The sequence below is a fragment of the Janthinobacterium sp. HH104 genome, from assembly GCF_001758715.1.
Lineage (GTDB): Bacteria > Pseudomonadota > Gammaproteobacteria > Burkholderiales > Burkholderiaceae_D > Janthinobacterium > Janthinobacterium aestuarii.
The window spans coordinates 78,981-99,201 of sequence record NZ_LRIB01000034.1; the positions used below are offsets into that span (position 1 = coordinate 78,981).

The window sequence follows — 20,221 nt, forward strand, 5'->3', positions numbered from 1 at the left end:
CGCTCAATAAGAAACACTCAATACAAAGGATTTTCAAGCATGGCAAATGATTTGGACGAAGTAACTGGCCCGATAAATGAGCAGGGGCGCGACATCAACGTCATCAGCAAGCAGATTTCCGTCCAAGTCGGCACCGGGTCGCTCATATTTGAAATCGCCCTGTGGACCGTCCTTCCGCTGATCGGAGGCTTGGCGCTGCTGACCGGTGCGTTGCCGCAAACGTACAGCTTGGCACTCCTGGTGCTGGGGGCACTGCCAGGCCTGGTCTTCCTGTTCATGAAGATCTCCGCCCTGGCGTATCTGCGCAAACTGCAGCAGAAAATCCAGGCCGATGCTTCACAGATCGACAATTACCTGGAACAGCGCGTCGTCGTCCTGAACAACGTGGTTGGCCTGGTCGCAAAAGCGATCGACCTCGACAAGGACGTGATGAAGTCGGTAGCGGCTTACCGGAGTGGACAAAACCCCGATGCCGAACGCAATCAGGCATCCCAGAAAATCGACGGGATTTTTTCCCGCATCAGCCTGGCGTGCGAAGCCTATCCCGATCTGAAGGCACAAGCCGTCATCGCCGATGCCATGCGCCAAAACAGTTATCTGCAAAAGGAAGTGACCGCCGCGCGCACGCTGTATAACGATACCGTTGGCATGTGGAACCAGGACGTCTTTGCCTGGCCGACCAAGCAGATCGTTGCGGCGCGACAAGGTTATACCACGCGCATTCCTTTCACTGCCTCCGCCGAAACCAAGGCTGCCGCCCGGAGCGTCTTCTTTTGATCAGCGACGTCCATGAACCATTGGAGCAGTATTCCTTCCATTTCAAAAATGCTCACGCCAGCAATACGTCGGACTTTTTCGAAGACCTCGTGCGCCAGTCCGGCGTGGACGAGAACACCAACATCACGACGGTGCAAGAACTACGCGTGCTCGAAAAGCAGGCCGCGGGCGCCGGTTCCAGCAACAAATGGTGGCGTATTCTGCGCGGCGCCAGCATCGTGGCCGCGTTACTGGCGGCGCTCTATATCTACGCCTATCACGCATGGCCATGGCTCATGGTCCCGGCGATTGCGCTTGCCGCTGCGATTCATACGCTCAACCGCATCATCAACGATTCCGACGCGCAGTTAAAGCGGCTGCAGGATGCCTGCGACGAAAAGCGTGCCGTGGCCTGGGGCCAGATGGTGCCGCTGAACCGCCTGTACGACTGGGATATCGTGGCGAAGCTGATGCAACAAACAGTGCCTCGCATCGCATTCGACCCGTATTTCAGCAACGGCCGCATGGAAGAGCTGCGCAACAGTTTTGGCTGGTATGGCAATCTTGGTGAGAACCACTCGATCGAGTTCTCGCACAGCGGCGTACTGAACGGCAACCCGTTCATTCTTGCACGCACCTTGTCACACTCGATGGGCAGCAAGACATACCATGGCTCGCTGGCTATCAGCTGGACGGAACAGTACCGCAATTCGCAAGGCAAATCGGAAACCAGAACCCGTCACGAAACTCTGCGGGCATCGATCGAGCGTCCGATGCCCGAGTACGAAAACCAGACATTTATCGTCTACGGCAACGAAGCGGCGCCGGATCTCGTGTTCAGCCGCCACCCTTCAAAACTCTCCCGCCTAGAGGACGGCTTCCTCGACAAATGGAGGAAGAATCGCGCCATCAAGAAGCTGGAAGAAAAGTCCCGCGATGTCGACGAGGGGCATACTTTTACGGTGATGGCCAACCGCGAATTCGACGCCTTGTTCGATGCCACGGACCGCAACCATGAAGTCCAGTTCCGGCTGTTGTTCACGCCATTGGCGCAACAGGAAATGCTCAAGCTGCTCAAGGATAGTCAAACAGGTTTTGGCGACACCTTCGTATTCGAAAAAACCCGCATGATCAACGTCCTGGAATCGGGACACATGCGCGCTACCGATATCAGCGGCGCACCGGAGAAATTTCTTGCCTACGAACTCGCCCAGGCGCGCATGTTTTTCAACGCCTATCACAACGATTTCTTCAAGTCATTCTACTTCGGGATCGCCCCGCTGCTTGCCATCCCCTTGTACCAACAGCATCGACCGCACTCGGACATCTATAAAGACACGTATTCGCACAAACCCTGTTTCTGGGAGCATGAAGCGATTGCCAATTACCACGGCGAGGCGATGTTCAAGCATCCCGAGTGCGTCACGCGAAGTATCCTGAAGACATCCATGCAACAGGAGGCCGACGGATCGCAGAAAGTGCAGGTAACGGCCAGCGGCTTCCGCAGCATCGCGCGAACCCACTACGTCTCGGTGAGAGGCGGAGATGGCCGCTCCCATCAAGTTCCAGTGCATTGGGACGAGTACTTCGAGGTCGAGAATAGCGCCAACATGCTGGTAAAGGAAACGGCTTCGCCAGGCAACATTGCTCCGGATGAAGTCGCGTTGCCGCCGGCGTTTTCACAGCGTGGCATCGATGCCGGGAAGACCGTACTTCGCCGCTCGATTGTTTCGGCGGTTTTGGCTGGTTAGGGCAGCTTCGCGGATTGCAGTGGCAGAAGTTAGCCGCTTTAGTATGAAATCATAAAGCTGTGTGCCGGCATAGACGCGGGATAAGGTCCACCATTTGGACACGAACTGTTGCGCTAGGCGCCGTAAAAGCATGCTCATTCATAAAGCTGATTAGAACCACGAACGCGCGCCACAGGCGCGCGGGGCTGCCGCGCAGCGGTAGCAGTTGGTCGATTCGGAAAGGGCCGGTAGGCCCGATCCTTCAAATCTCCCGCGCAGAGCGCGCAGGGCGAAACAGAGAATTCGCAGAGCATCGCCCTGCGCCTGCGGAACGAAGTGCTTCTCTCCGCGTACAGATGAAAAAAAAAGCTACCCGAGGGTAGCTTTATGTTTTTTCGAGAGGGGGATTCCTATCCTTCACTGGAGGCCGCAACATCTCCGAGCTTTGAACTTCGAACACTTAGCTATGCCCCTCAACATGCCCCTAGCATGACCAAGACCCGAATATCGCACCGCCTTACCGGTTCAACTTGACGACTCTTGTCATCGTCATCAGAAGAACGTTGCTCCTTTGAACGCTTGCCGGAATCGAATTTCGCATACGGCCTTTAGGTTCAATGCGTATTGTATATGAGCATAAAAAAATACCGACAAAAGTGCCGACAAAATGCAAAATGCAAAATGGAAACGGTAGGATTCCACAATCTTGCTCAACGAAACTTGTGCCCAATAACCACTTGTCTTCCCCGTCCTTCTTAGCGAGATTTTACGAAGCTAATTGCGGCTCCCTCCCATAGCGGGCATTGTAAAACATGGAGATGCAAGCCTCAAGACAGGTCACGTGACCCAAGCGCCTAGCATAGGAGCTGTAAATCCAAAATCAGATAGATCATCGACGACATCTACATCTTTCCCTGTGCTATATTCAGAATATCTTGGATTCCTTTCATCCCATCTAAAATATTATACATATGCTTGATTTTAAAGAATTAAATAAAGACGGAAAAGACTTTGAGCTATTAATTCGAGAGCTACTATTTTCTAAAGGATTTAGCGTGTACTGGAGCGGTGTCGGACCGGACGGTGGCCGAGATCTTATTTGCATTGAGGAACGGGACAGCTTTTTTGCGCCTGATAAAAAACGCTGGTTGATCCAATGTAAACATAATGCACACAGCGGAAAATCCGTGGGCATCGATGACTTAGATGATATTGTTGACTCCTGTGTGCAGCACGAGGCTACGGGTTTTATTTTGGTGTGCTCGACCCAACCTTCGTCTAGCGTGGTTAATCGACTAGAGGCAATTACAAAGAATCCTAAAAATGAAATAGTTGCCATCTATTGGGATTACGTCTTTATTGAGCGGGCACTTTCTTGCGCGAATCTTTGGCACGTTGCTCAGCGGTTCTTCCCAATATCTGCAGAGTCTACAACTTGGAAAGTTTATGCAACTGAGCGACCAAATCATTGGGTGGTTAACTACAAGGGATATTACTTCCACTTATCAAATCGGGTCGGTTCCCACCATGAATATCATTTTGAAAGTATAGTGCGTCGAGTTTCTTCTATCGAAGCAATAGAATTCCCCAAAAAGCATTTCATAAGAGTAAGGTCCGTTTATTTCGACGATAAAAATGGAAACTATACGTGGTACTTAGACTATATGTATCCAAATAACGAATCGCCAACACAGAGTTCTGCAGAGATTAAGCACGCGCTGGGGGATGGTTGGGCGCTGGAGGATGGTCAAGTCTATTCATTTGACGTAAAGCTTCAACAATATTCACAATTCAGTGATCACTACGACCCTGATCACTATGGTTACTATATGTCGAACATGCAGTCTTATCTGAATGGTTCTAGTCGGGAGCTTGGATGGAAAGCTACGGAGGAAGCATATACGTCCAATGAAAATTTAAAACAAAAGCTCGAAAATGAAAGAGTTTCGGTGTTTAATAATTTCGTTTCTCAGCTTGCTGATGTAGATTGCCTAAGGGTTATGCGCTCAGTAAATTCTTGTGTGGAAGATTTGGATAAATTCCATATGAGACGTGATTGGGCTGAATTAATAGGCGAGCTAGAGATTGAGGAAGACAGATTTTTCTCCTGTTGGTTCATGTTCGAAGTCAGTGACGTAAAGGAATTTCTGAGATTAATAACATACTTTCCGCAAGGATATAAGTGTACTTACAGGCTGACGCGGGTTTATGTTTGCGTACCCGATGATGGCTCTGGTAGCGCTGTCGAATTTGATGAAGACGAATACCTTTTTGAGTTGACAATTTCTGCAAACCCCACCTTATCTCCCAATAGATTTATCGCAAGGGAAGAGTTAAATAAATTCATGGAAATAGGAATAAAAGGCATTAAATTATTTAAATCGACTTGCAATCCTACAATTAGTGGAGAATAGGTTCTTGGAAAAGAAAAACGACGGGCTACATCGAGGCGGAATCCTTAAGACGCCGTTGTTCGCTAGTTGTGTCCATCGTGCCAACATAGAGTGCACCACGTCCACAAGTTTACCCATGCATAAATTTTCGGATTCATGCTTTCACGTTGGAAGCGACCGACCACTGATGCCAAGCTTGGGGAAGTTTTTTTTAAGTTTGCTGTAGTAGGAATTATTAGATTGGATAGTTGGAATTTATGCGTTTTCCTGCTTGTGATTAATGAGAGTAGATGGAAATGATTTTTTGATAAAAAGTGATGATGGCTATGGATGAGATGCGAAATTTAATGTTAACACTTCTTGTTCATTCAAACGAGGATTGGTTCTTCGCAACGTCGGGTCGTGATTCTTGTTTTATTCCATATTGTTGTTGCAAATTGGATATTTTTTCTGTTATATTTCCCCATAGAAAATAACCGTTTCAGGAAACCTCGCTTAGACGCATACTGAGAGACCTGGAAACCCTTTCATTAATAGTCATGCTCTGAAAAGGGCGACACTTGGAGCAATAGCTGTGGTACGTACCCTCAGGAAGGCCCGGCTGCATGGCTCGCTCTATTACAGGCGCGAAGTCGTGGAAGCCGAGATTCGCGAGATCGCAAACATCGGCGACGCCGAACTGGAACGTCGCGCGGCTCTTTGGCCAAGCACAGTTCCAGAGTTCATTTCGCCGGAAGCCTTGGTGTACTTAGTCCGCAATTTGCCGTCTGGTGTTCATCGTGACAACATAACTGGCCAATTGCTTAAGCGCGTGCGTCGCCGCTTACCGCCGGCCTCCAATGCTGGGGGCAAGACGGAATCCCTCACCAAAATGAACATTCGGGACGATGTGTTTCACCGCTTCGTCGATCTATTGTTGAGCGACCGTGCAGAGTACGACGACCGTTTGGATTACTATGAGGTAAACTTTTACCATGCGATAGCGATGGCTCGGCTTGACGCTAGCACTCGGCATTGGACACATGAGAACCGGAGTGAGGTGCTGGGTTCGGATGAAGAGGAGGTCTCGGAGCGGGTGGAAGCTGCGGCAGGAAACTACGATCCCTTTGACGCCGACGAACTTGATAAAAAAGATTACCGGCTGATGCTCGATGATGCGATTGACAGTCTACCAGAGTTACAACGGAGGATTGTCGAAATGTGGCGCCAAGAAATTCCCATCGAGTCAAAGAATCCTTTGGTCGACTCTATCAGCAAAGTGTTGGGTAAAACCGAGAAGACCATCCGCACGCATCGCGACAAGGCGTTCGCTTCCTTGCGGATGTACCTGGAACGTAAGGGGAAGTTTCGATGACTGAACATTCAACTCACACACGAGAAGACATCTTAAACGAATTTGCTATGGACTTCGAGCCAGGAGCGGGGGTACTTCAGCGATATCTTTCGCGGTACCCCGAGTATTCACTTCAGTTGGTGGACCTTGCCAGAGAGTTGTCTCGAGAGTTCGATGACGACACTCCGTTGAGTACTGATGATCTTGCTGCTGTGGACGCTGGAATGAGCAGACTCCAGAAGGCTTGGATATCTTTGCAAGCTTTGCAGGCAGCGCCAGCAAAGACGTTCACTGATGCGGTCAAAAAGTTGGGATTACCGATTCAAGTTGGTCTAGCTCTTCGCGAACGCAGGATCGAGGCGTCAACCGTATCATCACGAGCTCTCGCGAAACTAGCTCAGGCACTAGATGCACCAGTAGATGTTCTTCTCGCTCATATGGCCTTGCCGCCGCAGAAATCTCAACTTCGCGCAAGCAAGTCGAGCACCAAGCCGGTGGCAGCTGAAAAGGTATCGTTGGAAAGAATTCTAAGAGAGGCTGGGTATGACGAAGATGCCTTGTCGAAGTTTCTTAACGACGAGTAGCCATGGACGCTGTAGAGCTCGCGCGACAACACGCCAAACGGTTGCATGATCAAGCGGTTGAGCGTGGTGGCGACCCGTGGACGCCTTATGAATTCGTGGTCGGTATCGCGAACGCCCTTGGGATTACCGTGGAGCCATGTATCCCCGGTGCTTCTCTCCTGGATGGTACACACGCAGGCTTTGATGCTGAGATTCCTCTCATCGTTCACGAGAATGTAGGAAGCCCTTTCGAACAGGCCTTTCTGGTGGCGCACGAAATAGGTCATGCGGAGCTAGGAGATGGCGACGACGATGACGGGACTGCTGTACAAATTGATCCGACTCGAATATCAGAGGCGAGTCCGGTGGGGATGGACCGGGTTGCAGACTACAGCCGACGACAACGACGGGAGGTACAAATGGACCTCTTCGCCAGAGAGCTCCTTTTACCGAGACCTTTTGTGATCGAGCTTCACGTCGGGCAAGGTCAGACCTGTTCCGGGATTGCCGGCCGACTAGGGGCACCGTTCGAAGTCGTCGCACAGCAGATGCTTGATGCGCTTCTGCTTCCACCTGTTCCTAACGATGTTGCTGCGGTACCTATTGAGATTCCGCTAAATGATAAGCAAAAAGAGGCAGCGGGCCATCGCGGCAAAGCGTTTCTTCTGCAGGCCGGTCCCGGAACTGGGAAAACACGTACGCTGGTGGCCCGAGTTGAAAGTCTCCTGGACGAGGGCGTCGACCCAAGGCGCATCCTTCTCCTGACGTTTTCGAATAAGGCCGTGATTGAGATGGCCGAGCGCATCGCGTTGAAGCGGCCAACGGAAGCGGCAGCACTCTGCATCGGCACCTTCCATAGTTTTGGTCTGGACATCCTGCGTAGATTCAATGACCGGTGTGGCCTGCCGGCCGATCCCCGACTTATGGACCGAACCGAAGCGGTAGAGCTCCTTGAGAACGAGTTCCCGCGGCTCGGCCTAATCCACTACAGGAATCTCTACGACCCATCGCAGATCGTTGCTGAAATCTTGACTGCTGTGTCGCGAGCAAAGGATGAAGTCGTTGATGTCGCGGGTTATCAGGCGCTGGCATCCTTGATGCGCGCTACAGCGTCAGACGAAAGCGATGTGCTTGCCGCTGAAAAGGTAGCAGAGGTTGCTAAGGTCTACGCGCGTTATGAGGAGCTGAAAGCAGCCGCGCAATGTGTTGATTTCGGTGACTTAGTCATGCGCCCGGTGCTGTTACTGGAAACGGATGAAGGAGTTAGAGCCCAGCTTCAGGGCGCCTATGACCACATCCTGGTTGATGAGTATCAAGACGTAAATCGCAGCAGCGTGCGGCTCCTCACGGCTTTGAAGCCTACCGGTGCGAATCTGTGGGTGGTTGGGGACGCCAAACAATCTATCTACAGGTTCCGCGGAGCTTCGTCGTTCAACATATCCCGCTTTGGGCGGGAGGATTTTCCTGGCGCGATACGCGACAGCCTGGAAGTCAACTACCGGTCCACTTCGGAAGTGGTCGATGCCTTTTGTACCTTTGCGACGGATATGTCCGCTGCCAACGGTGAGCACGCTCTTGAAGCGGATAGGGGGCCAAGCGACGAGCTTCCCGAGGTTATCAAGGTGGGCAGCACACCACTGCTGACATCTGCTATCTCAGATCACATTGAAGAGCTGCGTGCCAAGGGATATCGGTATCGCGACCAAGCAGTTCTGTGCCGCGGAAATGACCGGCTGTCTGATATCGGACGCGACCTGGAGCGCGCCGGTATTCCGGTACTCTTCTTGGGAAGCCTTTTTGAGCGCCCAGAAGTGAAGGACCTTGTAGCGTTGCTTACACTCCTCATTGACCGACGTGCCATGGGCCTGATCCGAGCCGCTTGCTTGCCAGAGTTTGCGATAGGCTTGGAGGACGTGGTCCGCGTCTTTGAGTATTTGCGTGAAAACAATGCTGAGGCTGGGGCTTGGCAGGTTGGCGCGCCAGATGAAGTGTCTGCCGCAGGAAAGGTCGCACTTTCTACCCTCCAATCAGCCTTTGCCGGATTCGGCGCAACATCACAGCCCTGGGCCGTTCTGACGACCCTTCTTTTAGACCGGACGAGGATAGCAGCTCGAATTGCTGCGTCGACCAGGGTGTCCGAGCAGGCTCAGGGTATCGCAATATGGCAGTTTATGAACTTTGTCCGCGTTCAGCCGAACGGACAAGGACTTCCGATTCAACGGCTTTCGGACCGCATCAGAAGGCTCTTGCGTTTGCGGGATGATAGGGACCTGAGGCAACTTCCTGCTGCAGCCCAAGGTATCGACGCTGTGCGCCTGATGACGATCCACGGGTCAAAGGGGCTGGAGTTTCAAGCAGTGCACATTGCAGGCGTAAATCAAGACTCGATCCCGGGATCGTTCAGGTCATCGAAGTGCCCTCCGCCGGCGGGCCTTGTAGTTGGTGGGCAAGGAAGTGCTGAGGAGATTGGCCGTGCGGCGCACAATGAAGAGCAGGAGTGCCTTTTCTATGTCGCGATGTCGCGCGCAAGGAACCACTTAGCGTTTTATGTTGCAACTGCAGCAGCGAATGGCCGGTCTAGGCCGCTATCGCCGTTCCTGGATCGCATCGGAACTGTCATGGAGCGAGCGGTAACGCCAATTACGGTGATGCCTCCTGCTCCTGACGATGTGTCCATCGCTGTTGCACTCTCTGGCACACCACGCTTCAGCTCTGATGCAGTGGCACTTTACGAGTCATGCGCTCGACGTTTTCTTTATACCCATCTGCTTCAGGTAGGTGGCCGTCGCCGGATGAGTTCCTTCATGCAGATGCATGAGGCAATCCGTGAAGTTTACCGCGCAGTCGTGGCGCAGGGTAGCGCACCAGCTGGTGAACTGGATGATTTGCTTTCTAAAGCTTTTGTCGCCCATGGCCTGCATGACCATGGTTACGTGGATGACTATCGGGCGATGGCGACCACGATGCTCCAGTATTTTTTGGATTCGAGAGCCGGCGCGCAGGTCGAAGCGCCAACGGCGCTGCATATTTCGTTCGACGACTTTGAGGTGGAGGTCAGACCGGATGAAATTCTAGTACGAAATGGTATTCGTACCTTACGCCGGGTGAAGACTGGACATGCGCCCAGCAAAGACGGAAAGGATGTGGGGGCCGCTGCGTTCTTGCTGGCAACCCGTGCTGCCTTCCCCGATGCACACGTCGAGCTGGTGTATCTAGCGGATTCCGAATCGAAGCCACTAACACTCTCCCCCAAAGAGTTAAGCAACCGGCAAGGAAAGCTGGGCGATATCTTCCGCGGTATTCGGGATGGTGAATTCAAGACAAATCCATCGGACACTACTTGCCCGAGCTGCCCGGCGTTCTTTGTGTGTGGCGGGGTACCCTCAGGCACACTCTCCAAAAATTTCTGAAAAAATTTACCGGTTGAGGCCGGTGGGTTCGATTAAAGGGATGTAGGCGAGAAAAATCTCACCACATCAACCTTAAGGAACCCCATGAAACATCCTGACTTTGACGACGTTGGCGACGCGATCCGTGAGGATCGCCCTCTACGGGAGGCAGCCACTTACCGCATCCGCTTCGCGCTGGATGACCTTACCTTCCGCCACATCGACCTGCCGGACCCGGTCCCGACGGGACGGCAGATTCTCGATTGCGCCGGCCTCGACCGTCGCAACGACTACCTGCTGTTCGCGCTGTTGGCATCCGGCGACTTCGAAGACATCCGGCTCGACGAAACGGTGGACCTGCGCGGGAAAGGTGCCGAGCGCTTCATCGCGTTCAAATCCGACCGCGATTTCAAATTCGCCCTGAACGACCGCCAGATGGCTTGGGGCCGGGCGGAGTTACTGGGCAGCGTTCTGTACGACCTCGCTGACCCGGCACCAGAAGAAGCCATCTTCCTGGAGGTCCGGGGCGGTGAGGATCGTCTCATTGAGCCGAACGACCGGATCAATCTCGATGCACCAGGTATTGAACGGTTCATCGTAGCTCCACGGCCGACCAAGGGCTATGTCATTCTGGTCAACGCTGTCGAGGAGACGGTGCCGGACAAACACGTTACCTTCGAACAGGTCGTGAAGCTGTCGCATCCCGACGCGCCGCCGGAAACCAACGTCAAGTTCTCTATGACGTACCGCAATGCGGCCTCACTCCCCCACGCCGGTGAGCTCGGCGAAGGCGGGTCTGTTGAAGTGAAAAAGCATGGGAGTATCTTCAATGTCACACGAACTGTTCAATCGTAACCCCGACCTGGCACGCCTGCGAGCTGAGGGATACTTCGTCCGCATCGAAGGCAGCCTCTTGGTAATGCGGGAGGTACCTTATGTGGATTCCCAGCGTCGAGTGCGAACTGGTACGCTAGTTTCCACACTCGACTTGGCTGGCGACCAGACGCGCAAGCCAGAAACGCATGTGATCCATTGGGATGGTGAATTCCCGTGCAACGCGGACGGGACGCTCTTGCCAGCGATTTCTCACCAATCGCCAAACACCGACCTTGGTCATGGGCTCACAGCGCGCCACAGCTTCTCCAGCAAGCCTAACCAGGATGGCTACCCGGACTACTACGCCAAGATGTCCACCTACGCAACCATATTGGCCGGCCCGGCGGCCGTCCTGCAGCCCGGCATCAGCCCGCGGTTGATCCGTGGCACCGATGAGGAAGACGAACACAGCGTTTTCAACTATCTTGATACCGCGTCGAGTCGAGTCGGTCTGGGGGCGCTTGCCAGCAAGCTGGATAATGAGGTGTTGGGAATTTTGGGCACTGGTGGCACGGGTGGCTACATCCTTGACTTGGTTGCGAAGACGCCAGTGAAGGAGATTCGGCTGTTCGATGATGACGATTTCCTGTCGCACAATGCATTCCGCGCCCCGGGGGCGCCATCGCTGGATCAGTTGCGAGACGCCCCGAAGAAGGTGCAATACCTGAAGGGCATCTACGAACGTATGCATCGAGGCATCGTAGCGCATCCCGTGAAGATGAGCGCCGACACGCTGGGACTGCTTGACGGCATCACATTTGCATTCATCAGCATGGACGCAGGCGAAGAGAAACGCGCAGTGGTCGCTAAGCTGGAGGCGCTCGGCGTTGCATTCATCGACGTTGGGATGGGGCTGGAGCTTTCTAACGGCAGCCTCGGTGGCATCTTGCGGGTGACAACGAGCACACCATCGAAGCGCGATCATATCCACTCCGGACGTATCTCCTTCGCGGGCGGCGGCGGTCAAGACATATATGCCTCCAATATCCAGGTGGCGGACCTGAACGCCCTAAACGCTTGTTTGGCGGTCGTGAAGTGGAAGAAGCTCCGCGGCTTCTATCGCGACTTAGAAAACGAGCATCACAGCACGTACACGACCGACGGGAGCATGTTGCTCAACGGAGATCAGTCGTGATCCGCCATCAGACGCTTGCGCATTGTTTTGTCCGAAACTGTCCGCGCGAGCTAGAAGCTGGTGTGCTTTACGTCTCGATGGACTACGCAACCGCAGTGCACTCGTGCTGCTGCGGTTGCGGCGACCGGGTTGTGACGCCATTTACTCCGACTGACTGGCGCATGACTTTCGATGGAGAATCCATTTCACTCCATCCCTCAGTGGGCAACTGGAACCAGAAGTGCCGGTCACATTACGTGATCCAGCGGAATAACGTGCTTGAGGCCGGGGTTTGGTCGACCGCTCAGATAGAAGCGGAACGTCGTCGAGATAAAAAGGCTAAAGCTCGGCATTACGGTCAGCTTAATGACGATAAATCCGGCACCGTCGTTATTGCGGAGGGAGACGTCTCTAGTGCAGTTAGTCAGAAAAAGGCTCGACCGTCAGAAAGCATCTGGTCGCGCTTTAAGTTATGGCGGAACGGTTGACCCAATGGCGGGGGCTGCTTGAAAGTCACCGGAGAAGGAGGGCTCTATAGAGCCCCACGCCGGCAAAGTTCTACGCTGGCGGCTTCCGCCCCATTGTTGCCGCTCAGCCTAAGGTCGAACGCCCAATTTAACCTGCGGGGCTACGGGAGGTGGCCCATCGGAGTGAATGCCTTGTTGGACACGCATTGCTCGAATACGATTATTGAAAAGATGGATCCATGCCTCGTGCTCCTCTTGTAACTTCTCAACGACCTTGAACACAAAGGCGTCGTCAATGGCTTGCACCGCCAGGGTCAGGTCCGCCATTCGGACACAGACTGATGCATTGGACGCCGTAAAAGCATACTCAGTAGATACCTAATTAGAACCACGAACGCGCGGTGCTGCCGCGCAGCGGTAGCAGTTGGACGATTCGGGGAGGGCCGGTAGGCCCACCCCGTGACGTTTTACGAGGTGGGGCGCTTCTAATCCAGCCACTATTAACTCCCACTCAAGCAACTCCCCGCCTAGCGTCAATACAGCGCTGTTGCCATTGAGCGATCTCCTCTGCGTCCCAGGCGATGGACTTGGGGCCGATGGGAATTGGTGCTGGCAAGATGCCTGCCTTCACCTTGCGCCAGATTGTGGCGCGGGACCAGCCGGTGGCCTCGATTACAGCAGGCAAGCGGAGGAATTTTTTGGTCGTGGTCATAAGATTCTCCTTCGATTGATGAACAGCAAACAATGGAGAGTCATGCCGACTCTCCGCGATCATTCCGGCAGCGCCAGGGCTGCCCCTTCTGCATCTCGTCTATTCCATGCGCTGCGCCCCTGATACAAGTGGGCGGTCATCTGCCCAGATAGATGGAAGTGACCTGCTCACGTCCATGCCCCATCTCCACCGAAATCTTCATCCGTGCAGCGTGATCTGCGAGTTTTTGTGAAGCATCCAGCTGTCTGGACGTCGCCCCGCCACAAGCTGGACAAGATCGGCCAGTCAGCTCGTCATAGCGCCGCTGCGCGTACTCATGGCGTAGCCCATGCACACCATGAATGCCAGCCTTGTCGCACTGCGCCCGAAAGCGGTTCAACTGGTCCCGATACCGCAACTGCGCCGGAATCAAGCTGCCTTTGCCCGCTAGCGCCTTAGCCGCTTCCAGCACGGCGCGCTGCTGCATGGTGGCAATCGGCACCTCCCGGTATTTGCCGCCCTTGGTCCAGCTATCCTGAAGCCTCAGGATGTTCCCGCCATCGGCCCATCCCGGCTTGATCTTGATACTCTCTTCCCGCCTCAGTCCGAACGCCGCCTGCAACTGCAAGGACATACGTGTATACGGATCGTTCACGCGGGCCAGCGTGTCGGGGTCCAGCACCTTCGCCTTGGAGATATTGGTGACAAACACCCGCTCCGCGATGCCGTATTCGCCGTTGGTGCGCGCAATGATGTTTTCCTTACCGATCTTCTCGGCCCACCAGCGCAAGGCGCTCATGCGATTCTTGATCGTCCCGGTACTGACGCCATCCTGCTTCCACTTGTCGAGCAGCGCCGCCACATGCTTTGGCTTTAGACTGTCTACGCTCATATGCTGGAAGCCCCGTTCCGCCAGGTCGTTGGCGCACAGGTTTAATAGGCGCTCGCGGTCGGCCTGCGTCGCAAAACTGCCATCCCGGTTGCGGTGACACAATTGCTTGAGCTGGTAGTTCAAGTCGCGCATGGCAAAGTCATCCTTCCGATCATTGGTTTTCACATCGATGCCGCGTGGTGTAATCCTGTCAGGTAAGTGTTTCTGGCCACCCTCACTGCCTCGGCAGAAAAGGTTGAATCAAGGGCCTCGGGACACCACTCCCGTGTATGCGGTTGCTGTTACTGCCTGCCCGCGCCGCATGCGCGTGTGGCACCGCTGCGCGCTCCCGGAGGAAGCTGCCGCAGCGGGGACCAATCACCCAGGGTCCATGGAGTGCACATCGTGCACGGATCGACTTCTATTAATCAGCCCGTAGCGGGCAAAGGACATCGCAGGGCTTGCCTGCGATGCGGGGCGCCTGGCCCCATCACTGAACAACATCACGCGGTGGAATTCCGCTTGCCGCCTGGACCTATGCCGTCGGCGGCGCGTCGTCACTGGCAGCACGCCGCCAGTAACGACGCGCGCACGCAGCCATGGCATGTGACGGCATACATGCCAGCATCGCACTCGCGGTGACGATACTGGCGACTCTGAAGCACATGCGCTGGCGGCAGCCGCGATGGCATCGCATCGCTGGCATTTCTGCTGACGGTGCGGCTTGCGGCAAAGCCATGCTGTGCTTCATACGGTGCGCTACCTCGCGGGGCATGCGAACCAATCGAGGCAGGAGTCTTGCTCCTGTTTGAGGAAGCGCCCATCGGACGCAATCATCCAGGCAATCCGTCTTGCGGACTGTGGGATATGTAGGCGCTGAAGGCAGCGCTTTATCGTGCCGAGATGTGCATGCTTCTGCATGGCCCGGCGATATATCTAGCAGAAACTGCTATGTATCATGGTGGCGGGTAACGACCGCAACGCCTATGCCGCTAAGCATAGGGACATGCTCGAAGCATGCCCTCGTGGGAGCGATTCCCACATAAGAGAGCTTCATTCTATGCCTGATATCGACGTTTGCAAGTGGTTCGTTTCGTCAAGTGCGCTTTTCGTAGTACGCAGAATTGCGACCGGCGCGGGATGGGCCGGTGCTACGGGCATTGACCGGCACCGTTACAGCCCGGACAAAGACTCCGATAGCTAGTCAATATAATTTGTCCTCGGGAGCAGCTTGCTTGATAAGCGCATCCGTGAGGCGCAGTACATACTTAGACATGGTGCCCTCCTGTTCCGCCATCCCGGCTGGATTCGCCGCTCACCAGCGTTAATCTTGGCGTCTGCGGCGGCGCTCCCTTGCCGCTGACGGCATCGATGTAGTCGGCCCAATCCTGCATCATCTTGCGCCGTTCCGCCAGGAACTGCGCCCGGTCATAGGCACTGGCCACCTTGTCCTTCGGCGCATGTGCCAGCTGGCGGTCCACGACTTCATGCCGGTAGCCCAGGCGCTCCTTGATGGTGCTCATGGCCAGCGCCCGGAAGCCATGGCCGGTCATCTTGCCCTTGTATCCCATGCGTCCAAGCGCCACCAGTATCGTGTTATTGCTGATCGGCTTTTCGTGGTCGCGCTGATTCGGGAACAGGTACTTGCTGCGGCCCGTGATCGCGTGCAGTTCGCGCAGCAGCTCCAGCGCCTGGCGCGACAGGCATACGTGATGGTTGGTCATATCCGGATTGACGGTCAGCTTGCCGCGCTTCATGCGCTGCCATGGAATGATCCACTCGCCGCGCTCCAGGTCAATTTCACTCCAGGGCGTTTCAATCAACTCGCTGGTACGCACAAAGCACAGCAGCATCAGCCGCAGCGCAATGCGGGTCGGCGCGAACATACGTGCTTCGTTGCGGTCCAGAATGGCCAGGAACTGCGGTAGCTCGTCGGCGTTGATGGCGGCGAAGTGTCCGGCGCGGACGGTCTTCAGCACATCCTTCATATCGGTGACCAGATTGCGCTCTGTGAATCCGCACTGAATCGCGTAGCTGAAAATTGACGCACATACCGCTCTCTGGCGATGGGCGACCTCGCTTGCGCCGCGCTCCTCGATCTTGCGCAGTGCGGCAATCAAATCGCGGTGCTTTATCTCATCGATCGGCATGCGGCCGATGGCTGGAAAGATGTCCGCTTGCAGGCGCTGGATGGTGTTCTTGGCTGTGCGTTCGCTCCACGTTGGCACTTTGTTGCCGTGCCACTCGCGCGCGATTTTTTCGAACGTGTTGGACGCCTTATCCTTTGCCAGGCGTTTGGCGTCGTCTCGATGCTTGGCGGGGTCGATTCCTTGCAGCAGCAGGCGGCGTGTCGCCAGACGCTTTTCTCGTGCATCCTGCAAGGTAATTTCCGGGTAAGGGCCGAACGTCAGCGTATTCTCTTTGCCGTTGGCCTGCCGGAACTTGAAACGCCAGATGCGGGAACCGGTTGGCGCGACGACGAGGTACATGCCGTCACCATCGAACATTTTGTATGGCCGCTCGCGTGGCTTGGCGTTGCGGATGAGTATATCTGTCAGCGGAGCAATGATCTTTGGCATGGCAAACCTCCTGCGCGGCATGCTGTAAAGATCAATATAGTCGTTTTTTTGAATTTTTGGGGCAAGCGGCAATGGCTGAGTGCGAGGTGCCCCCAAACTTGCGCCTACTTGAGGTTGATGTCTTGGGACGCTGTGCAACGTCCAGAAACGAAAAAACCGCTTAGAATCAAGGCTCTAAGCGGTTTTTGAGGGACTTCCTGAGACGTCCTGATCTTACTTAATTACTATCCGTGGCGGAGAGAGGGGGATTCGAACCCCCGATAGGCTATGAACCTATACACGCTTTCCAGGCGTGCGACTTCAACCACTCATCCACCTCTCCTGCAGGCAATGTGTCTTACTTACATTGCGTACTATTTCTCGCTTGTCGCGAAGCCGCAGATTATAGCAAAGAATCTACGGACTGCCAAAGTTATTTACCGTGGGGTAAAAGTTGCGCTTCTACAGTAACCTAGTAAAGGCTGGGGTCGGACCCGGCGGGTCCGACCCCGGATGTTGGTTTGGGTTTTGGCTACCCAAGCAACATCAGGACGCTTCCTTCAACTGATCCAAGATGGCCGGGTTTTCCAGGGTCGACACATCCTGCGTAATCGTCTCGCCCTTGGCCAGCACGCGCAGCAGGCGGCGCATGATTTTGCCGGAGCGGGTTTTGGGCAGGTTGTCGCCGAAACGGATTTCCTTCGGTTTCGCGATCGGGCCAATTTCCTTGCCGACCCAGTTGCGCAGCTCCAGGGCCAGCTTCTTGGCTTCCTCGCCGGTCGGGCGCGCTTGCTTGAGCACCACGAAGGCGCAGATCGATTCGCCTGTCGTGTCGTCCGGACGGCCCACCACGGCGGCTTCGGCCACCAGCGGGTTGGCGACCAGGGCCGATTCGATTTCCATCGTGCCCATGCGGTGGCCCGACACGTTCAAGACGTCATCGATGCGGCCCGTGATCGTGAAGTAGCCGGTGTCCTTGTTGCGGATGGCGCCGTCGCCTGCCAGGTACATCTTGCCGCCCAGCTCTTCCGGGAAATAGCTGGACTTGAAACGCTCCGGGTTGTTCCAGATCGTGCGGATCATCGATGGCCATGGGCGCTTCACGACCAGAATGCCGCCCTGGCCGTTCGGCACATCCTGGCCCGCTTCGTCGACGATGGCGGCCATGATGCCGGGCAATGGCAGGGTGCAGGAACCGGGGACCATCGGCGTCGCGCCAGGCAGCGGGGTGATCATGTGGCCGCCCGTTTCCGTTTGCCAGAAGGTATCGACGATCGGGCATTTCTCGCCGCCGATGTTTTTGTAGTACCACATCCACGCTTCCGGATTGATCGGTTCGCCGACCGTGCCCAGCAGGCGCAAGCTCGTCAGGTCGTAGTTGCCTGGATGGACTTTCGGGTCCACGTCGGCCGCCTTGATCAGCGAACGGATGGCCGTGGGGGCTGTGTAGAAAATGCTGACGTTGTGTTTTTTGATGGTTTCCCAGAAACGGCCCGCGTTCGGGTAGGTCGGGATGCCTTCGAACACCACTTGCGTGGCGCCCACGGCCATCGGGCCATACGCGATGTAGCTGTGGCCCGTCACCCAGCCGATGTCGGCCGTGCACCAAAACACGTCGTCGGGCTTGATGTCGAAGCTCCACTTCATCGTCAGCGCGGCCCACAGCAGGTAGCCGCCGCTCGAATGCTGCACGCCCTTCGGCGTGCCCGTCGAACCGGAAGTGTAGAGAATAAACAATGGATGCTCGGCATCGACCCATTCCGGTTCGCATTGCGCGCTCTGGCCTTCGACCAGCTCGTGCAACCACGTGTCGCGGCCGGCCACCATCGGCAGGTCGCTGCCCGTGCGCTTATACACAATGACGTTTTTGACGCAGTCGCAGCCGCCCAGCGCCAGCGCTTCGTCGACGATGGATTTCAATGGCAGCTTCTTGCCGCCGCGCAATTGCTCATCGCCCGTGATGACGGCCACGGCGCCTGCGTCGATGATGCGTTCCTGCAAGGATTTGGCCGAGAAGCCGCCGAAGACGACGGAGTGGGTGGCGCCGATGCGCGCGCACGCTTGCATGGCGGCCACGCCTTCGACGGACATCGACATATAGATGATGACGCGGTCGCCCTTGGCGATACCCTTGGATTTCAGGCCGTTGGCGAACTTGCAGACTTTTTCGTGCAGTTCTTTATAGCTTGCCTTGGTGACGGTGCCGTCGTCCGCTTCGAAGATGATGGCCGTCTTGTCGCCCAGGCCATTTTCGATGTTGCGGTCCAGGCAGTTGTACGACACGTTCAACTGGCCGTCTTCGAACCATTTGTAGAATGGGGCGTTGTCTTCGTTCAGGGTGCGGGTGAACGGCTTTTTCCAGCTCAGGTTCTCGCGCGCCAGTTTGGCCCAGAAGCCTTCGTAGTCGCGTTCGGCCTCGGCCACCATGGCGCGGTAAGCGTCCATGCCGGAAATCGTTGCCTGTGCGGCAAATGCTGCCGACGGGTCAAATACGCGTGACTCTTCTGGTCCCTGCTGCTGTGTGCCCTGCCCTTGGTTCTCTGTAGCGCTCATGCTTGTCTCCAGTGTAGTAATTGTTTGCTAACACGATAGGCCCCATGTCTTACGGACGCCTTACATGTCGCGTTTATGCAGCGTTTACCCCTATCAAGGCTAACCATAAGCGCCTTCAGCAATAGGAGTCAAGGGGACGCCGTACAGTATTTTCGCTGGGAAAATGCGCGGTGCACCGAAGGTTCAATACCACTTTGTGTTTCATCAAACCTAATAATCAGAAGCAAGGCCATGCGCAGTAATCAACAGCAAGTGTAAAATGTCGGGCATGCCAAAAATTGGTATTTACTCCCCCAGGAAACCCCACATGATCGACCACCTACCACCGACTACCAAGCATACCAAGCTGCATCCGCTGTCCGCCTTCATCTTCATGTCGCGCTGGCTGCAGTTGCCGCTGTACCTGGGCCTGATCCTCGCACAATGCGTGTATGTATTTCATTTCTGGGTGGAATTATCCGACCTGATCGGCGCCGTGTTCGGCAATGATGCGGCCCTGCAGCATGTCCTGACGGCCGTTGCCGTACCGGGCGGCACCCTGCCGACCAAGCTCAACGAAGCGACCATCATGCTGGTGGTATTAGGCCTGATCGATGTGGTGATGATTTCGAACCTGCTGATCATGGTCATTATCGGCGGCTACGAAACCTTCGTTTCGCGCATGCACCTCGATGACCACCCAGACCAGCCGGAATGGTTGTCGCACGTCAATGCTTCCGTGCTGAAGACGAAATTGGCGATGGCCATCATCGGCATCTCGTCCATCCACCTGCTGAAGACCTTTATCAACGCCAACTCGTACAAGATCGAAGTGATCATCGCGCAAACGGTGATCCACATGGTCTTCATCCTGTCGGCGATGGCGATTGCCTACACGGACCGCATCATGACGGTGACCCAGAACCAAGCCAGGGCGCCCCACTAAGT

14 protein-coding genes and 1 tRNA gene are annotated in these 20,221 nt (G+C 55.2%); 10 read left to right on the forward strand and 5 right to left on the reverse strand.

Annotated features, from left to right (window positions below; translation table 11 throughout):
• The first annotated feature begins 39 nt into the window (after positions 1-39).
• From JAB6_RS13975 to JAB6_RS29700, 9 genes are all read left to right on the forward strand, one after another.
• Complete coding sequence (locus tag JAB6_RS13975; RefSeq protein WP_046685382.1) at positions 40-777, forward strand: LemA family protein; 738 nt, start codon at positions 40-42, stop codon at positions 775-777.
• Positions 774-2,507 (forward strand): MAG1210 family protein, encoded by a 1,734-nt coding sequence (locus tag JAB6_RS13980; protein WP_070303312.1) that lies wholly within the window; start codon positions 774-776, stop codon positions 2,505-2,507. The genes JAB6_RS13975 and JAB6_RS13980 overlap by 4 nt, the downstream gene beginning before the upstream one ends.
• 950 nt (positions 2,508-3,457) lie before the next feature.
• Positions 3,458-4,900: a restriction endonuclease gene (locus JAB6_RS28445; RefSeq protein WP_083292719.1), complete on the forward strand. Its 1,443-nt coding sequence runs from the start codon at positions 3,458-3,460 to the stop codon at positions 4,898-4,900.
• 553 nt (positions 4,901-5,453) lie between these two features.
• Positions 5,454-6,233, forward strand: a complete 780-nt coding sequence (locus JAB6_RS13985; RefSeq protein WP_070303313.1) for an RNA polymerase sigma factor — start codon at positions 5,454-5,456, stop codon at positions 6,231-6,233.
• The gene (locus tag JAB6_RS13990) at positions 6,230-6,796 is read left to right on the forward strand and encodes a hypothetical protein (protein ID WP_070303314.1); all 567 of its coding nucleotides are present in this window, start codon (positions 6,230-6,232) and stop codon (positions 6,794-6,796) included. The genes JAB6_RS13985 and JAB6_RS13990 overlap by 4 nt, the downstream gene beginning before the upstream one ends.
• Before the next feature lie 2 nt (positions 6,797-6,798).
• Complete coding sequence (locus JAB6_RS13995) at positions 6,799-10,185, forward strand: UvrD-helicase domain-containing protein (protein WP_070303315.1); 3,387 nt, start codon at positions 6,799-6,801, stop codon at positions 10,183-10,185.
• An 84-nt stretch (positions 10,186-10,269) separates the two neighbouring features.
• Positions 10,270-11,019, forward strand: a complete 750-nt coding sequence (locus JAB6_RS14000; protein WP_070303316.1) for a multiubiquitin domain-containing protein — start codon at positions 10,270-10,272, stop codon at positions 11,017-11,019.
• On the forward strand, positions 10,994-12,175 hold the full coding sequence (locus JAB6_RS14005) for a ThiF family adenylyltransferase (RefSeq protein WP_070303317.1): 1,182 nt from the start codon (positions 10,994-10,996) through the stop codon (positions 12,173-12,175). Before JAB6_RS14000 ends, JAB6_RS14005 begins: the two co-directional genes overlap by 26 nt.
• 77 nt (positions 12,176-12,252) lie before the next feature.
• The gene (locus JAB6_RS29700) at positions 12,253-12,642 is read left to right on the forward strand and encodes a DUF6527 family protein (RefSeq protein WP_254671630.1); all 390 of its coding nucleotides are present in this window, start codon (positions 12,253-12,255) and stop codon (positions 12,640-12,642) included.
• 490 nt (positions 12,643-13,132) lie between these two features.
• Here JAB6_RS29700 and JAB6_RS14015 read toward each other — a convergent pair whose 3' ends face one another.
• From JAB6_RS14015 to acs, 5 genes are all read right to left on the reverse strand, one after another.
• Positions 13,133-13,333 (reverse strand): AlpA family transcriptional regulator, encoded by a 201-nt coding sequence (locus JAB6_RS14015; protein WP_070291173.1) that lies wholly within the window; start codon positions 13,331-13,333, stop codon positions 13,133-13,135.
• Between the two features lie 136 nt (positions 13,334-13,469).
• Positions 13,470-14,336: a phage integrase N-terminal domain-containing protein gene (locus tag JAB6_RS14020; protein WP_070303319.1), complete on the reverse strand. Its 867-nt coding sequence runs from the start codon at positions 14,334-14,336 to the stop codon at positions 13,470-13,472.
• Between the two features lie 1,115 nt (positions 14,337-15,451).
• Positions 15,452-16,762 (reverse strand): integrase arm-type DNA-binding domain-containing protein, encoded by a 1,311-nt coding sequence (locus tag JAB6_RS14025; RefSeq protein WP_070303320.1) that lies wholly within the window; start codon positions 16,760-16,762, stop codon positions 15,452-15,454.
• A 231-nt stretch (positions 16,763-16,993) separates the two neighbouring features.
• Positions 16,994-17,084 (reverse strand) — tRNA-Ser (locus JAB6_RS14030).
• A 203-nt stretch (positions 17,085-17,287) separates the two neighbouring features.
• Positions 17,288-19,294 carry an acetate--CoA ligase gene (gene acs / locus JAB6_RS14035; protein ID WP_070303321.1) on the reverse strand — a complete coding sequence of 669 codons (2,007 nt, stop codon included), beginning with the start codon at positions 19,292-19,294 and terminating at the stop codon, positions 17,288-17,290.
• Positions 19,295-19,601: 307 nt separating this feature from the next.
• Here acs and JAB6_RS14040 point away from each other — a divergent pair, with 307 nt between their 5' ends.
• On the forward strand, positions 19,602-20,219 hold the full coding sequence (locus JAB6_RS14040) for a YqhA family protein (RefSeq protein WP_070303322.1): 618 nt from the start codon (positions 19,602-19,604) through the stop codon (positions 20,217-20,219).
• Positions 20,220-20,221: the final 2 nt, after the last annotated feature.

What these genes read in the sequence shown, in the direction of transcription:
- JAB6_RS14025 (WP_070303320.1), bottom strand. Translation starts at nt 16,762, where the DNA reads ATGCCAAAGATCATTGCTCCGCTGACAGATATACTCATCCGCAACGCC.
- acs (WP_070303321.1), bottom strand. Translation starts at nt 19,294, where the DNA reads ATGAGCGCTACAGAGAACCAAGGGCAGGGCACACAGCAGCAGGGACCA.
- JAB6_RS14040 (WP_070303322.1), top strand. Translation starts at nt 19,602, where the DNA reads ATGATCGACCACCTACCACCGACTACCAAGCATACCAAGCTGCATCCG.
- JAB6_RS29700 (WP_254671630.1), top strand. Translation starts at nt 12,253, where the DNA reads ATGGACTACGCAACCGCAGTGCACTCGTGCTGCTGCGGTTGCGGCGAC.
- JAB6_RS28445 (WP_083292719.1), top strand. Translation starts at nt 3,458, where the DNA reads ATGCTTGATTTTAAAGAATTAAATAAAGACGGAAAAGACTTTGAGCTA.
- JAB6_RS14020 (WP_070303319.1), bottom strand. Translation starts at nt 14,336, where the DNA reads ATGCGCGACTTGAACTACCAGCTCAAGCAATTGTGTCACCGCAACCGG.
- JAB6_RS14005 (WP_070303317.1), top strand. Translation starts at nt 10,994, where the DNA reads ATGTCACACGAACTGTTCAATCGTAACCCCGACCTGGCACGCCTGCGA.
- JAB6_RS13990 (WP_070303314.1), top strand. Translation starts at nt 6,230, where the DNA reads ATGACTGAACATTCAACTCACACACGAGAAGACATCTTAAACGAATTT.
- JAB6_RS14000 (WP_070303316.1), top strand. Translation starts at nt 10,270, where the DNA reads ATGAAACATCCTGACTTTGACGACGTTGGCGACGCGATCCGTGAGGAT.
- JAB6_RS14015 (WP_070291173.1), bottom strand. Translation starts at nt 13,333, where the DNA reads ATGACCACGACCAAAAAATTCCTCCGCTTGCCTGCTGTAATCGAGGCC.
- JAB6_RS13995 (WP_070303315.1), top strand. Translation starts at nt 6,799, where the DNA reads ATGGACGCTGTAGAGCTCGCGCGACAACACGCCAAACGGTTGCATGAT.
- JAB6_RS13975 (WP_046685382.1), top strand. Translation starts at nt 40, where the DNA reads ATGGCAAATGATTTGGACGAAGTAACTGGCCCGATAAATGAGCAGGGG.